Below are 14,198 nucleotides of genomic sequence, written 5' to 3'. Positions count from 1 at the left end.
CGGTTACCCCGTTGCACCTGTTAAACCCGTGGCGCCAGTGGCTCCGGTCGCTCCGGTTACTCCTGTGACGCCGGTGGCTCCGGTCGCTCCTGTACCCGTGACTCCCGTTGCTCCTGTATCACCCGTAACACCAGTGGCTCCGGTTACTCCCGTTGCTCCTGTTGCTCCGGTTACCCCAGTTGCACCTGTTAAACCCGTGGGGCCAGTGGCTCCGGTCGCTCCGGTTACTCCTGTGACGCCGGTCGCTCCGGTCGCTCCTGTACCCGTGACTCCCGTTGCTCCTGTATCACCCGTAACACCAGTGGCTCCGGTTACTCCCGTTGCTCCGGTTACCCCAGTTGCACCTGTTAAACCCGTGGCGCCAGTGGCTCCGGTCGCTCCTGTTACTCCTGTGACGCCGGTCGCTCCGGTCGCTCCTGTACCCGTGACTCCCGTTGCTCCTGTATCACCCGTTACCCCAGTTGCTCCGGTTACTCCTGTTGCTCCCGTTGCTCCTGTATCACCTGTTACCCCAGTTGCCCCGGTTACTCCTGTTGCTCCGGTAATACCTGCGGCGGCCAATAACGTATAGTCTGGTGACGTATCTGGTGTACCTGTTGGTGGTGTTGTATTCACAACATAGGTTCCACCTTCATATGTCACCACTTGACCTACTGGATAGGTTGGGGCTGTAGCTGGGTCAAACGCCAGGATGCCAGTTAATCCTACACCGGTTACTCCGGTGGCTCCAGTTTCTCCAGTTTCTCCCGTTGCTCCTGTTGCTCCTGTTGCTCCGGTGGCTCCAGTAACACCTGTGACGCCGGTCGCTCCTGTATCTCCTGTGGCTCCGGTCACTCCTGTACCCGTGACTCCCGTTGCTCCTGTATCACCCGTTACACCAGTTGCTCCTGTCGCTCCGGTTACTCCTGTGACTCCAGTATCACCGGTTACCCCAGTTGCTCCTGTGACGCCGGTGGCTCCGGTAACACCTGCGGCTGCTAATAACGTATAGTCTGGAGAAGTATCCGGTGTGCCTGTTGGCGGTGCTGTATTGACCAGATATGTTCCGCCTTCATATGTCACCACTTGACCTACTGGATAGGTTGGCGCTACTGCTGGATCAAACGCTGCGACTCCGGATAAACCGACTCCAGTCGCTCCAGTCACTCCTGTTGCCCCGGTTTCACCAGTTACCCCTGTTGCACCTGTTGGTCCTGTGACGCCGGTGGCACCAGTTTCTCCTGTCGCTCCTGTGACCCCTGTTGCACCTGTTTCACCGGTGGCTCCCGTACCAGTAGCTCCCGTTGGACCAATTTCCCCCGTCGCTCCCGTAACACCAGTGGCACCGGTTGGACCAATTTCTCCTGTTGCTCCTGTGACGCCAGTGACTCCGGTTGGACCAACCTCTCCCGTTGGTCCTGTCACTCCTGTTGCGCCGGTGGAACCCGTGACTCCTGTACCGGTTGCTCCTGTAACGCCAGTCGCTCCTGCAGCGGCCAATAACGTATAATCTGGTGACGTATCTGGTGTGCCTGTTGGTGGCGCCGTGTTAACAAGGTAGGTTCCTCCTTCATATGTCACCACTTGACCTACTGGATAAGTTGGCGCAACTGCTGGATCAAACGCTGCGACTCCGGATAAACCGACTCCAGTCGCTCCGGTCACTCCTGTTGCCCCTGTTTCACCAGTTACCCCAGTTGCACCTGTTGGTCCTGTGGCGCCGGTCGCTCCTGTTTCACCTGTTGCACCGGTTGCTCCTGTGCCAGTGGCGCCGGTTGGACCAATTTCCCCCGTCGCTCCTGTGACGCCGGTCGCTCCCGTTTCACCTGTTGCACCGGTTGCTCCTGTGCCGGTGGCGCCGGTTGGACCAATTTCCCCCGTCGCTCCTGCAGCAGCTAAAAGCGTATAATCTGGGGAAGTATCGGGTGTACCCGTTGGCGATGCTGTGTTTACAAGATACGTCTCGCCTTCATATGTCACCACTTGACCTACTGGATACCCTGGTGCCGCTGCCGCATCAAACGGAACAACTCCAGTTAGACCTACACCGGTAGCGCCGGTTGCCCCAGTCGGACCGGGATCTCCCGTAACACCTGTTGGTCCTGTACCTGTTGCTCCTGCAGCAGCTAAAAGCGTATAGTCCGGTGATGTATCAGGCGTCCCTAATGGCGGTGCTGAATTGACCACATACGTACTGCCATCGTATGTCACCACTTGCCCTACTGGGTAGGCTGATGCTACTGCTGGATCAAATGCCAGAATGCCTGTTAAACCTACGCCTGTTGGACCGATTGGACCTGCTGGACCTGCCGGACCCGCTGGACCCACTGCACCCGCTGGACCTGCTGGGCCTCTTCTTCCTCTCCCGCCTGGCGGACCTTGAATCACACAAACACAAGGATCTTTTCCGCAGCAAGGATTTTTCACTGATTTTCCTGGCTTCCCTGATCTTCCTTTCTTACAACTATCACATTCCCAGCCATCATCCTTATACGCATCATACCAGCTTCCTTTTTGGTAGTGGTCTGTCGAATGAGTTGGATATGTCTTTCCGCATTGTCTACATCTTCTCATAGAATCACCCCCATCCATCGTATTCATCATGATTTAGAAAGGTGTATGTACACTTTTATTTTTTTATTAATCAAAAGACCTTGCACTTCATATACAAGGTCTTTCTTTCATTAAAGTCTCATCGTCATTTTTAAATCTTTTCCTACCATACTATAATCCATATCTTTTGGACGGATGGCTTCTTTTAATGTTTTCGTACCTTCTCCTTCAAAGAAAGTAGGTGCATCTTTCCCTCCAATTAATAATGGTGCCATATAAATAATGACTTCGTTCACAAGTGATGCTTCTAAAAAGGACGCGCTCACACTGCCCCCCGCCTCCACAAGTACCGACATGACAGAACGCTTCTTCAGCATGCGTAACACATCATGGATGTCTGTCCGATTTTCTCCGCTTGTGATAAAGACCTGATGTCCTTTTTGCACCAGTTGATGGTATTTTTTTTGATCGTACTTGTTTGAGGTACAAATAATGGTTTCTGCCATATGATCGTTTAAACATTTCGCATGAAGCGGAATCCTTAAGGTGGAATCTAAAATGACACGAATGGGCTGTGTCACGAATGAATCTTTTACAATAAGACCTGCATCATCTTGAATAATGGTTTCGACGCCTGTTATCACAGCATCTGCTTCTTGACGTAATTGCTGCACTTCATTCCTCGCTTCTGTTCCCGTAATCCATTTGCTTTCTTGGTGAGCTGTAGCAATTTTCCCGTCTAACGAAATGGCTGTTTTTAATATGACATATGGAAGATCTGATTGTATGGAATGAACAAAAGGAAGATTTAAGCTGTCCGCTTCCCGTTTACATATCCCTTCTTCTACTTCTATCCCTGCTTGTTTCAACATCGTGACCCCTTTACCTGCTACAAGCGGATTTGGGTCCCCAGTGGCAATGACCACACGTTTCACCCCGCTCTTTATTATGGCTTCTGAGCAAGGCCCTGTTTTTCCATGATGCGAACAAGGTTCGAGCGTCACATACATATGAGCTCCCTTCGCCTTATCTCCTGCCATTTGCAGCGCATGAATTTCAGCATGCGGTTCGCCCGCCTTCATGTGAGCACCAATTCCAACGATCTCACCTTTTTTGACTACCACTGCCCCGACAAGCGGATTTGGTGAGGTTTGTCCTTTCATGGCCTTTGCGTTGGCAATCGCTAGCTTCATATAAAAAACATCGTCTTTCATGTAAGTCTCCTTTCCTCTCTTTCAAGGGAAAGAACTCCTTCAGGGAATGAAGGAGTTCTATTCTCATGTGCTATATTTTTTCCATCCGTTTCTTTTCAGATCGATCATAGTAAGGCAAGGAATAAAAAAGTTTATAAGATGCTCGTTGTTTACAAAAACAGCATTTGCGACATTCATATTTATTAATGAGGAGCACATGCGGACAATTGAGTACAGACAGACCTTTTTTCATATGTTCCTTGCAAACACTTATCATGAGAATCCCCCGCTTACATTCTTTTTCTTAATGAGAGATTACTTCTTTCGGAAATTGTTCGAATAAGCGTAGTACTTCGGTATGCGTCCCATCTTCTCGAACGTGATAAATCCCGCCGTCGTATGAGCTTGCGTATACATCATTGCCTAATTGTCTGATGGCACTAATCCCATTTTTGGCAATTCTAATTGGGCCGGTGTTGACATCCAGCTCTGGATTCCACACTACGATATAGCCCCAATAATCGCCGCTTACAATATAGCCAGAGTCTGTGACTGTGACCGATTTAATCGAATACTGGTGTTCGTTATGCTGGTCTAAAATTCTTCCAGTATGCAAATCAAACAATCTCACATTCTTGTCACGGCTGACAATGGCGATACGATCTCGTTTACTATCAATAAAGACATCATTTAACAGCTCTGTCGCACCGATGTATTCCGCTTTTAAGGATAAACTCTTTTTATCTAAAAGACAGATGGTTCCTTCAACCGCTGCTGTGATGATATGATCTCCTTCTACCTTTAATGCTTTGACCGCACAATCGTGTGCTTTGGAACGGCCGATTTCCTTTAAGTGTTCTGTTGAAATGACATGGACATAACCGCCGTAAGTTCCAATATAAAATTGACGATCCTCCTCGTGGAAATACACGCTGTTGACCGGACCTGTGTTGAGATCAAACGAAACCATTTGCTGTAATGATTCATGAACAATATGCACCTGACTTGCATGGTCTCCCCACGCATAATAGCTTCCATCCCGTGCAACAGCTACTCCATTCGTTAAAACGCCCGTTGATTTAGCAATTTCCATTCCATTTTTTCTGAATTTTCCATCATCTGATGCGGTAATAATATCACCTGCATCAGTCAGCGCAATGTCATTGATAGATGGTGTCGCCATTTCGATCTCATCTGATATGACTTTGCCCTTTTCAATCGACCATTCACAATATGTTTTTCCAAAGCTGGCTCCTAGTATTGACTTCTCATCCTCTGTCCAGACAAGCGAGCGCTCCCACTGATATTTATGAGGCAGCAGCGTATCGACTAAATCACCGGTTTCATAATTCCACAGCTTAATTAAATGGTCGTAGCCTGCTGTCAGCAAGTAATTGCCGCTTGGAGAAAAATTCACGCGCTTGACACCCTGTAAATGGGCTTTGATGATTTTCTTCTCCTGTAAAGTCGCCGCATCGTAAATAATAACGGTGCCATCATCTCTGCCAAGTGCGAATACTTCTTTTTGATTGCTGCCGCTGATCGTATCCAGTTCATAATCAAACGGGCCGATTTCTCCTACAATTTCTCCGGTCTCATACAGCCATACAAGGACGTATCCATCATCACCTGTTGTGTAAGCTTTATCACCATGTATCCATACAGCTAATACATCTTTGCTATGACCATGGAATTCTCTTAAAATAGCACCCGTTTCGATATCCCACACTAAGCATCTTCTATCTCTGGATACGGATACAAGCAAAGTATCCTGCTTCGCAAAAGCGACGGCTTCTACATCATCCGCATGACCAAACAACGTGCGGATTCGTGTATTTGTGCCTGTATCATATAATTGAATGGTATAGTCTGACGATGCACTCGCTAAATACTTTCCGTTTTCAGAAAGAGATATTGAGTTAATGATATGCTCGTGACTGCCAATGAACGTTCCTTCTCCTGTCTCCCGGTTCCACTGATAAATACAACGGTCATAGCCGCCAGTGTAAACAATTTGGTCGTGCTGAGTTGATAAAACAGATGTAATTGGTCCTCTATGCATGGTTTTACACTCCCACCTTTATATGTTGTTTTTGACGAGTCACTAAACGAAAACCAGTAAATCGAAAAACGGGATCTGGGTGCTTCCCGTGTCTTCTTGCGACTCTGCATAAATCTCCACCTCTTGCGAAGGAGCCGCCTTTTAAAATGTAGTAGTCACTTCCGAGTGTTTCCGTTAAATCATCGACGACCTCGATGCCGCCTTCATATACATGATATTTGGTGTTGACCCATTCCTCGACGTTGCCCCCCATATCATAAAGACCAAATAAGGATCTGCCCTTTTCGTAATGACGGACAGGCGTCGTTTTTTCAATATTTGATTCGTGCGTATTGCAGTAAGAAGGATCAAACTCATCTCCCCATGGATATTGATTTCTCGTGTTTCCCCGGGCAGCATACTCCCATTCTTCTTCCGTAGGAATCGACACATCCATCCCCAGTTTCCCGCTCAGCCACTGACAGAACGAGAAGGCTTCCTCAATGTCCATGCCCCAAGCTGGATGATCTTTTCCCCCGCCAAGCTCTTCATTCGTTAAACTCTCCGGGTATGTCTGGCCTGTTTCATCACAATAGCTTTGATACAGTTCATTGCTGACGACCGTATCTGAGATAAAAAATTCGTTGATATACGACTGATAGGATGGAAATTCTTTGTACAGCCATTTTTGAAATTTTTTCTCACGGCCGTAGGTTGGATTGAGCAGCTTGTCCTTCCAGTATTCTGATGCCTTTTTCATATCTTCTTCATTACTTCCAATCGTTGCATAGCCGCTTGGAATTTGAATCCAATTGATATCAGGTTTCACGCTTTTCTCCCGCCTTCTTTCAATAAACTCGTCTATTGATTAATTAATTTCTTCTCATCGACCATATGCCCTGAGGCTGCTTTTGCCTTTAAATAGGCTTCATTGTAGAGAGAGGCTTCGACCGTATGATCAAACCGCAAAACAGGAAGACCATAAGCTGCAATAGAATCGACTTTATCTGGATTGTTCGTTAGTAAATGCAAAGGTTTCCCTTTGTTTAAATAGTGCAAAACTGCTGCTGCTTCCTCGTAATGCCGATCATCATCCCCGCAGCCAATCAGACGGTTGGCTTCAAAAGTATCCAGCTGCATTTCCTGTAATTTATACGTCAATGCTTTTGCCATCAGCCCAATAGACCGCCCTTCTTGATTGGCCATATACACCAGCATACCTTTTCCGTAATCGGTGATTTTCTTCAGTGATAATGCAAGCTGTGGACCACAATCACATTTCAGTGACCCAAACACATCACCTGTTTGGCAGACACTATGGATTCGCACAAGCGGCGGCCGTTCATTTTCAAAGTCGCCAAATAAGAGACAAGAGGAAAAGGTTTGCTGCGCGGTACTCATTTGGACAATCGATTCGATCGTTGGTTTTGTATCCCGTTCAACAGGTGCGAAGGCATACCACTTAAATGGCACTTCTTCATGTTGAATGGAAATTGGCAAATTCACAGGCCCCACGAGCAAATAGTGTTTTTCTTGAAAGGTAAAATGATGAATCATTGATTGTAATTCATCTACAAACTTGTTCATTTGTCTCCCCCCTATTCATCACTGCACCCATAGCGCAGTGATGGAGTGATGAATATGTGTACGCACTCCCTCTGCCTGTGTGCTCCCGCAGAAGGAAATGAATGTGCAGTGTCTCTCATCGCTTTAGACCTTGTCCATTTCCAGTACAAAGGAGCAGAAATCTTGGTTCATATGCTTTTTTTGTCAGAGCAGCAAACACCCTTGATTGGCAGGCGCTCTTTCTTAACATGAACACCTCTGCTAGCTTTGAATCACTCACCTTTGTACTAGATTTTGACGGCAATGACATGATGCTGGCTTATTCCGGCCTTCGCTTGTAATGGTGATATGGATACAAGCTCAAGACCTGATGTACAAATTTTTTCGCCAAGCTGAGAATCTGAAAACGAAAAATGAAAACGGCCATCTTCTCCGATTAATCCTGTTTTCCACTCTTCTCCCCAGACAACAAGTGAAAAGACACCGCCTTCATGAAGTAAAGAAGAGACCTGTTTTAAATAACGTTCATGATCATCAGGATGTTGATGATGAAAGCAGCCATGATCTAAAATCAAATCAAACTGCATCCCGCGTCCCTGATCCATGGACCATGACATAAAATCTTGATGAACAAAGTGGACAGGAACTGTTTCTCTTTTCTGTAACCCTTCCCACTCCTCATGCTCATACAGATCGATACCGACATATGCGGAAAGCCCGCTTAAATGTTCAAGTGCACGGCCGTTGCCGCACCCGATATCCAGTACAGAAGCAAGTGCATTCTTTTCCCTTGAACGCCATGCCTTTAATGACATCACTGCTGCGTCTGTTAAGGATGGATCAGTGGACCACATATCTGTTCTTTGCTCATAATGCTCTTGGAATGCCATGCGCATTTTTTCTAAATACAAACCACTGTCTTCATGGTACAAAGCCTTTTTCATCATGAAACCTCCTTCAATTCACAATCGCCTTTTCGGGCAAAGGTGGTTTTCAAGCCAAAAACCTTATGTTAAAATGAAAGATGGATTTTTTAGGAAAATCTGTTTGTCTGAAAAAGGAGAGCAGCATCCCACATGTTCACTCTTCTTTTTCAGCATTCATCCTCCTCATATGCAGCCGTTTGAAGGCCGCCTCGCCTCAGCTTGTTCTCTCTTTTTTTCATATGAGTTCACCTCCTTCACCGTTCGATCAACTCACATTCTTTATTGAAACCGCTTTCTCTTTTGTATAAGGACTTAACGCCTTTTGACTATCTCTTGCAAAGTGTTCATAGTAGAAAAACCAATCTACTGTTTAGAATGACTATCATTTTTTCTTCAAGTACATGATTTTTTGCTTTGTTTTAGTAGACACACTTAAAGGCGCTTAGGCCTTGGTTTCTGCCATCCCCTTTCACTAAGTATGCTCCGAATAAACCCGCCAGAAATTTAACAACTAATTCCATAATGACTGGAATAAGCCAAATATATTGTTTTTAGTTTATTTTGTCAACAAATTATTTCCTAAACATTAAAATGAATTTTCTAATTGAAAATACAGGTATTTTTCGTGGTTTTTTGACCTTAAAACAATCATTTCTACACAAAAATACAATTTAAACCAATAGAACTAAGAAATTTATCTACTAAATTACACAAGTTTTTTATTTAATTTTAAATCAAAATAGAAAGATACAATAATTATTTCCCGAATGATTTTTTGTGATATTTCGACTATTTTTTCTGATTCCCCATGTTTTTCTTTGGTATAGCGGCATTTTCAATTAGAGAGTTTACTATTTATTCCATACTTCTGTATTTGTTTTTTATCGTAAAAAAGATATATGTCTCTCCTTCAGACATGGAGGCATGAAAAAAAGCCCCTTACAAAAGTAAGAGGCTTTTTCAGTTGGCTTTTACGCCCAGTTTTTCACTTTTTCATGATCTGTGACAAAGAGAAGCACTTTTCCTTCATCTAAATGTTCTTCAAATGTCTCAGCTTCTTCTTTGGTGAAACCAATTTCATGAATTTTATTGCGGAGCTCATCTCCCTTTTTACTAAAGATGTTCCCGACCGCATGTTTAAGTCCAACTTCTCTTGAGCCTATCGTATTGGCATCTGCATTATTTGCAATACGCTCTGTTCGATCATCGTCATGGGATAGAACATAAATGTCCTCTCTTGCAACACCGATTGATTTTAATTGCTCTACATCTCTTTGAAGTGTTTCATCATTTGAATACTCTCTTACAACAGGTTTCATTTTATATTCCTCCTTTAACGTCTTACGAATCTTTTACCCGTCACTTTTGACATTAAACCTTACAAGAGCACATCCAATTTGCTTAATGAACATACCATGCCTATCGACTTATTTTTGACAAAAAGCCTGTTAAAATGACTAAATTTTCTGAAATATCGTGTTCATTCCTGTGGATTTGTTGTACAATTCTTATACTGGAGGCTAGAAATGAGGGAGAGCTGATGTATTACTTTTCAGCGGAGCAGCAGTTTAATGCTTGGGTTGTCAGTGATTTGGTGAAACAGCTTTTTCAAAAGTGGAATCCTGAAGAAGCGAATACAAAGCCGCTTACATTGTTTGCCGAACAGCACTTTCGCATCTCCATTGATTATCTCTTTTCCATCATTATTAACATTGGAGATATCGAGTCAATTGATCAAGATCCACAAGACCTGTTGTCCTCATATTTGAATATCCTTTTTCCTTTTGTGACGCGCGATATGATGAAAGCCTCCATGCAAAATGCAAATGAATTTTTGTTAAAAGAACGTGATGCGGATGTGTATCAGCTGTTTGGCTGTCTCCCGCCGCTCCTCTCTGTATCTTTTCAGAAAAAGTAGTCCCCTTCGATGAGATGGCGGCTGCTTTTTTGTGTGTGTTTTGAAAAGACCGTATGTTTTGAACGAAAAGAAGCATCATGTTAATGTAAATCTAGGCTGTAAGTGAAAGGGAGGATTTGACATGAGTCAACAAAAGCAAATTCAATTAGCTAAACGTCCAAAAGGATTACCTACAAAAGATGTTTTTCATTTTGAAACAGTAGATATACCTGTGCCGCAAGATGGAGAGGTCTTGATTCAAACGAAATATGTTTCTGTAGATCCTTATATGAGAGGACGAATGCAGGATACAAAATCCTATACACCTCCGTTCAAGCTAAATGAAGTGATTCAGGGCGGTGTCGTCGGAGAAGTCGTTGAGTCGAAATCGCCACAATTTGAAAAGGGTGATTTTGTCCTTGGTTTCCTTGGCTGGCAAGAATATTCCACTGCCAAAGCTGAATCTCTGACTAAAATTGATCCGTCCATTGCGCCATTGTCCTATTATTTAGGCATCTTGGGGATGCCAGGGCAAACCGCTTACTTTGGCCTGCTTGCGATTGGCCAGCCAAAAGAAGGCGAGACGGTTGTCATTTCTGGAGCCGCAGGTGCCGTTGGTTCCGTTGTGGGACAAATCGCTAAGATCAAAGGCGCACACGTCGTGGGAATTGCCGGATCTGATGATAAACTCGCTTATTTAAAAGAATTAGGCTTTGATGAAACGATTAATTATAAAACAACGAATGATTTAGATGATGCGATTGCAAAAGCCTGTCCTAACGGCGTTGATGTGTACTTTGACAACGTAGGCGGCGAAATTTCAGATGCGGTGATGAATCATTTGAACCGTTTTGCACGCATTCCAGTATGCGGTGCCATTTCTTCTTATAATATTAGTGCGAGCGAAGATATCGGACCGCGTGTGCAAACAAAACTCATCAAAACAAGCGCATTGATGCAGGGATTCATCGTTGCCAACTATTCAGATCGTTTTGGAGAGGCAGCGAAGGATCTCGCACAATGGGTAAAAGAAGACAAACTCACATATAAAGAAACAATCATTGAAGGCTTTGATAACATTCCTGATGCATTCCTTGGACTATTCAAAGGAGAAAATGTCGGAAAACAGCTTGTCAAAATTTCATAACAAAAAGGACCCTTCCACATGGAGGGTCCTTTTCTTATGCCTGCTTGGGCGCAAGCTGTAGCTGGCCTTGTTTATACACAATTTCTTCAAGCGAAAGATTTAGCTTTTTCGCCATTTTTTTCAGCATTGATTGCTCTTGAGGTGTGACAAGACTGATGACTGCGCCTTCTTTTCCAGCACGTCCGGTTCTGCCTGAACGGTGGATGTAGCCCTCTTCATTTGGCATATCTGCATGAATGACATATGGCAGATCATCAATATCGATTCCTCTTGCTGCAATATCTGTTGCAAGGAGGAGCGGGAATTCACGCTGTTCAAATGATTTTAAAATCACAGCACGCTCAGCTTTTTTTGCTTCACTATGAAGGACACCAAGGTCGACATGGTGATACGCTAATTTCTCTGCATAAATGCTTAAGTTCGTAATGTCACGCACAAAAACGAGTGCCTGCATGTCCTCAAGCCGTGATAGCTTTTGCAGTAGTTTCACTTTGTCACGCTGATCACATAACAGATAATAGTGACCCACTTTCTGCGCTTCTTCCTCACTTCTAGCAATTTTCAATACTTCTGGTTCAGATGTCATTTCTTTGATCAGCTGAACGGTTTCTTCTTTCAACGTGGCAGAAAAACAAAGGATTTGTCTTTCTTTTAATGTGGACTTAATGATCGCTTGGATCGTTTTCATATGCTCTGGCACAAGAAGCTGATCTGCTTCGTCTAATACGATCGTTTTGACTTCATGCATTTTCAGTTTCTTGATTTTGATTAATTCTTGTACTCGGCCAGGTGTCGCCACAACGACGTTCGGGTGTTTCTTTAGCTTTTCTTGCTGCTTCTTGATGTTCGCTCCACCAATCAAGGAAACAGCTTTGATGTCTGATCCTTGTTTGAACTCTTGCACGACATCAAAGATTTGCATCACAAGCTCTCTTGAAGGTGCCAAGATTAAGACTTGCGGATGCTTAATATTGACATCAATTTTATTTAAAAGCGGCAGAACATACGCAAGTGTCTTCCCCGTTCCAGTTGGCGATTCTGCGATCACATCACGCTTTTCCGTAATCCACTCTGCTGTTTTTTCTTGTATAGCTGTTGGTTTTTCGAATCCAGCCGCTTGAAAGTTCTCTTGAATAAATGGCTTTGCTTCTTTCAAAAATGCCCAATTTTCCGTCATGTCGATCTCCTTTATCCTCATTCAATCTATCCTTTAGTATCTCAAAATCAGCTTTGAAACGCAATTTTTCTTTTGATGCTTTTATCGAGCCGGACAGTTCGATATAATCATGAGAGGCACTAGCCGTTTTGAATCTATTTGAGGTGTAAAAAATGATATTATCTGTTAAAGATTTAAGTCATGGCTTTGGCGACAGAGCCATTTTCCACGAAGTGTCCTTCCGTTTATTAAAAGGCGAGCATGTCGGCTTAATCGGCGCCAACGGTGAAGGAAAGTCAACGTTTATGAATATTATTACTGGCAAGCTGGAGCCAGATGCAGGAAAAGTCGAATGGGCGAAAAATGTCCGTGTCGGCTATCTTGATCAGCATACCGTGCTAGAAAAGGGAAGAACGATCCGTGAAGTCCTTCAGGATGCATTTTATTATTTATTTTCAATGGAAGCCGCGATGAATGACATTTATGGCAAAATGGGTGAAGCCGATCCTGATGAGCTGGAAAAGCTGTTAGAGGAAGTGGGCGTCATTCAGGATGCACTGACAAACAATGATTTCTATATCATTGATTCTAAGGTCGAGGAAATTGCAAGAGGTCTTGGCTTAACAGATCTCGGGCTGGACCGTGATGTGACGGAGCTCAGCGGCGGTCAGCGTACGAAGGTGCTGCTAGCGAAATTGCTGTTAGAGAAGCCAGAAATTCTCCTTCTCGATGAGCCGACCAACTATTTGGATGAGCAGCATATTGAGTGGCTGAAGCGTTATTTACAAGAATATGAAAATGCGTTTATCCTCATTTCACATGATATTCCGTTTTTAAACAGTGTCATCAACTTGATTTATCATGTTGAAAATCAAGAGCTCACGCGCTATGTTGGGGATTACGACCAATTTAAACAAGTGTACGAAGTCAAAAAGCAGCAGCTCGAAGCAGCCTATAAAAGACAGCAGCAGGAAGTGGCTGAACTAAAGGATTTTGTCGCCAGAAACAAAGCACGTGTCAGCACAAGAAATATGGCGATGTCCCGCCAAAAGAAACTGGATAAGATGGATATGATTGAACTCGCAGCAGAAAAGCCAAAACCTGAATTCCATTTTAAACCGGCACGTACTTCTGGGAAACTGATTTTTGAAACGAAAGATTTGGTCATCGGTTATGATGAACCACTCTCCCGCCCATTGAATTTAAAAATGGAACGCGGACAAAAAATTGCGTTGTACGGTGCTAACGGTATCGGTAAAACGACGCTGCTCCGAAGTCTTCTTGGAGAAATCACACCTATTTCTGGTGAGGTGGAACGTGGAGAATTCTTGCATATTGGCTACTTTGAGCAAGAAGTAAAAGAGCAAAACAGCAATACTTGTATTGAAGAAGTATGGAGCACCTTCCCTTCTTACACGCAATATGAAGTCAGAGCCGCTCTTGCAAAATGCGGATTAACGACAAAACATATTGAAAGCCGTGTATCTGTTTTAAGCGGAGGAGAAAAAGCAAAGGTCCGTCTTTGCAAGCTGATCAACGAAGAAACCAACTTACTTGTTCTCGATGAGCCGACAAACCACTTAGATGTCGATGCAAAAGAAGAACTAAAACGCGCGTTAAAAGAATATAAAGGCAGCGTCTTATTGATTTCTCACGAACCTGAATTTTATCAAGATGTGGCAACCGAAACTTGGAATTGCGAATCTTGGACAACAAAAGTATTATAACGACAAAAAAGCC

Annotated in this window: 11 protein-coding genes; 3 read left to right on the top strand and 8 right to left on the bottom strand. The window is 44.1% G+C overall.

From position 1 onward, the window contains the following. Positions 1–3: 3 nt before the first annotated feature. The 7 genes from AOQ70_RS19595 to AOQ70_RS13455 all read right to left on the bottom strand — a co-directional run bounded on the left by AOQ70_RS19595 (position 4) and on the right by AOQ70_RS13455 (position 9,577). Positions 4–2,553, bottom strand: coding sequence for a beta strand repeat-containing protein (locus tag AOQ70_RS19595; RefSeq protein ID WP_059376787.1), 2,550 nt, complete (start codon positions 2,551–2,553; stop codon positions 4–6). A gap of 110 nt (positions 2,554–2,663) precedes the next feature. Continuing rightward, positions 2,664–3,746 carry a bifunctional diaminohydroxyphosphoribosylaminopyrimidine deaminase/5-amino-6-(5-phosphoribosylamino)uracil reductase RibD gene (gene ribD, locus AOQ70_RS13480; protein ID WP_059376786.1) on the bottom strand — a complete coding sequence of 361 codons (1,083 nt, stop codon included), beginning with the start codon at positions 3,744–3,746 and terminating at the stop codon, positions 2,664–2,666. A gap of 283 nt (positions 3,747–4,029) precedes the next feature. Further along, entirely contained in the window at positions 4,030–5,787 is a 1,758-nt protein-coding gene (locus AOQ70_RS13475) for a WD40 repeat domain-containing protein (RefSeq protein ID WP_058837805.1), read from the bottom strand. Between the two features lie 4 nt (positions 5,788–5,791). Next, a complete protein-coding gene (locus tag AOQ70_RS13470; RefSeq protein ID WP_059376784.1) occupies positions 5,792–6,595 on the bottom strand; it encodes a formylglycine-generating enzyme family protein in 804 nt (267 codons plus the stop codon). A gap of 32 nt (positions 6,596–6,627) precedes the next feature. Further along, on the bottom strand, positions 6,628–7,353 hold the full coding sequence (locus AOQ70_RS13465; RefSeq protein ID WP_034282729.1) for a GTP cyclohydrolase II: 726 nt from the start codon (positions 7,351–7,353) through the stop codon (positions 6,628–6,630). 266 nt (positions 7,354–7,619) lie between these two features. After that, complete coding sequence (locus tag AOQ70_RS13460) at positions 7,620–8,276, bottom strand: class I SAM-dependent methyltransferase (protein ID WP_058837806.1); 657 nt, start codon at positions 8,274–8,276, stop codon at positions 7,620–7,622. A 953-nt stretch (positions 8,277–9,229) separates the two neighbouring features. Then, positions 9,230–9,577, bottom strand: a complete 348-nt coding sequence (locus AOQ70_RS13455) for a general stress protein (RefSeq protein ID WP_039177084.1) — start codon at positions 9,575–9,577, stop codon at positions 9,230–9,232. A 221-nt stretch (positions 9,578–9,798) separates the two neighbouring features. On the opposite strand from AOQ70_RS13455, the gene AOQ70_RS13450 reads away from it, so the two are divergent. Continuing rightward, positions 9,799–10,176, top strand: a complete 378-nt coding sequence (locus tag AOQ70_RS13450; protein ID WP_059376781.1) for a YfmB family protein — start codon at positions 9,799–9,801, stop codon at positions 10,174–10,176. Positions 10,177–10,297: 121 nt separating this feature from the next. After that, positions 10,298–11,302: an NADP-dependent oxidoreductase gene (locus tag AOQ70_RS13445; RefSeq protein WP_041108604.1), complete on the top strand. Its 1,005-nt coding sequence runs from the start codon at positions 10,298–10,300 to the stop codon at positions 11,300–11,302. A gap of 34 nt (positions 11,303–11,336) precedes the next feature. Here AOQ70_RS13445 and AOQ70_RS13440 read toward each other — a convergent pair whose 3' ends face one another. After that, complete coding sequence (locus AOQ70_RS13440) at positions 11,337–12,479, bottom strand: DEAD/DEAH box helicase (RefSeq protein WP_059376779.1); 1,143 nt, start codon at positions 12,477–12,479, stop codon at positions 11,337–11,339. 152 nt (positions 12,480–12,631) lie between these two features. On the opposite strand from AOQ70_RS13440, the gene AOQ70_RS13435 reads away from it, so the two are divergent. Beyond that, positions 12,632–14,185, top strand: coding sequence for an ABC-F family ATP-binding cassette domain-containing protein (locus AOQ70_RS13435; RefSeq protein ID WP_059376776.1), 1,554 nt, complete (start codon positions 12,632–12,634; stop codon positions 14,183–14,185). Positions 14,186–14,198: the final 13 nt, after the last annotated feature.

Origin of the sequence: Bacillus sp. AM 13(2015), assembly GCF_001518755.1 — a bacterium.
GTDB lineage: Bacteria > Bacillota > Bacilli > Bacillales > Bacillaceae > Bacillus > Bacillus safensis.
This window is presented reverse-complemented; position numbering and strand designations above follow the sequence as displayed.

Bases quoted from the DNA above. Each gene is read 5' to 3' on its own strand.
- AOQ70_RS13450 (WP_059376781.1), top strand. From the start codon at position 9,799: ATGTATTACTTTTCAGCGGAGCAGCAGTTTAATGCTTGGGTTGTCAGT.
- ribD (WP_059376786.1), bottom strand. From the start codon at position 3,746: ATGAAAGACGATGTTTTTTATATGAAGCTAGCGATTGCCAACGCAAAG.
- AOQ70_RS13455 (WP_039177084.1), bottom strand. From the start codon at position 9,577: ATGAAACCTGTTGTAAGAGAGTATTCAAATGATGAAACACTTCAAAGA.
- AOQ70_RS13460 (WP_058837806.1), bottom strand. From the start codon at position 8,276: ATGAAAAAGGCTTTGTACCATGAAGACAGTGGTTTGTATTTAGAAAAA.
- AOQ70_RS13465 (WP_034282729.1), bottom strand. From the start codon at position 7,353: ATGAACAAGTTTGTAGATGAATTACAATCAATGATTCATCATTTTACC.
- AOQ70_RS13435 (WP_059376776.1), top strand. From the start codon at position 12,632: ATGATATTATCTGTTAAAGATTTAAGTCATGGCTTTGGCGACAGAGCC.
- AOQ70_RS13445 (WP_041108604.1), top strand. From the start codon at position 10,298: ATGAGTCAACAAAAGCAAATTCAATTAGCTAAACGTCCAAAAGGATTA.
- AOQ70_RS19595 (WP_059376787.1), bottom strand. From the start codon at position 2,553: ATGAGAAGATGTAGACAATGCGGAAAGACATATCCAACTCATTCGACA.
- AOQ70_RS13475 (WP_058837805.1), bottom strand. From the start codon at position 5,787: ATGCATAGAGGACCAATTACATCTGTTTTATCAACTCAGCACGACCAA.
- AOQ70_RS13440 (WP_059376779.1), bottom strand. From the start codon at position 12,479: ATGACGGAAAATTGGGCATTTTTGAAAGAAGCAAAGCCATTTATTCAA.